This window comes from Blautia intestinihominis, from assembly GCF_040096655.1.
In the GTDB taxonomy this organism is placed as follows: domain Bacteria; phylum Bacillota; class Clostridia; order Lachnospirales; family Lachnospiraceae; genus Blautia_A; species Blautia_A intestinihominis.
In genome coordinates this window covers 1-758 of sequence record NZ_JBBMEI010000197.1, presented here as the reverse complement: position 1 = coordinate 758, position 758 = coordinate 1, and the positions used below count along the sequence as shown (strand labels likewise).

Genomic DNA, 758 nt, shown 5'->3' with positions numbered 1-758 from the left:
AATACGTTCCCGGGTCTTGTACACACCGCCCGTCACACCATGGGAGTCAGTAACGCCCGAAGTCAGTGACCTAACTGCAAAGAAGGAGCTGCCGAAGGCGGGACCGATGACTGGGGTGAAGTCGTAACAAGGTAGCCGTATCGGAAGGTGCGGCTGGATCACCTCCTTTCTAAGGAATTGGATAAAGTAGGTTGTGAATAACGGCTGAATCAATCCAACTAAAACGGAAGAAGAAGTAGAAAATTGAATGTGTTTTACTGTTGAGTTATCAAGGGTAACAATTAAATAACGTTTCTGGTGGCGATGCGCTTAGGGGAAACACCCGTTCCCATCCCGAACACGACGGTTAAGACCTAAGCGGCCGATGGTACTGCATTGGAGACGATGTGGGAGAGCAGGTGGCCGCCAGATCAAAAAAGAAAATAACAGACAAGAGTCTGATGAACATAGAACTGGATTTACCAGTGATCAGAGTTGATAAGGAAGCTTATGGATTCTGATGACTGATAAAAGATCAGTCAATATCGTACCTTGAAAACTGCATACATGTAAATTTGATTAAACTAATCAAATATCCTTGATATACAAACGTAAGATAGGAAGACATCGATAAATTTATTTATCAATTAAGCAATGAGAATCAAGACCGCTGATACCTACGCTAGGGTATCAGAAGCAAATGGTCAAGCAGAAAGGGCACAGGGCGGATGCCTTGGCACTAAGGGCCGAAGAAAGACGTGATAAGCTGCGATAAGCTT

At 44.3% G+C, this 758-nt stretch carries 2 rRNA genes; both read left to right on the top strand.

The window, feature by feature from the left end:
- Positions 1-169, top strand: a 16S ribosomal RNA gene (locus tag WMO75_RS19665); the annotation flags it as partial.
- Positions 170-293: 124 nt separating this feature from the next.
- Positions 294-411, top strand: a 5S ribosomal RNA gene (gene rrf / locus WMO75_RS19660).
- Positions 412-758: the final 347 nt, after the last annotated feature.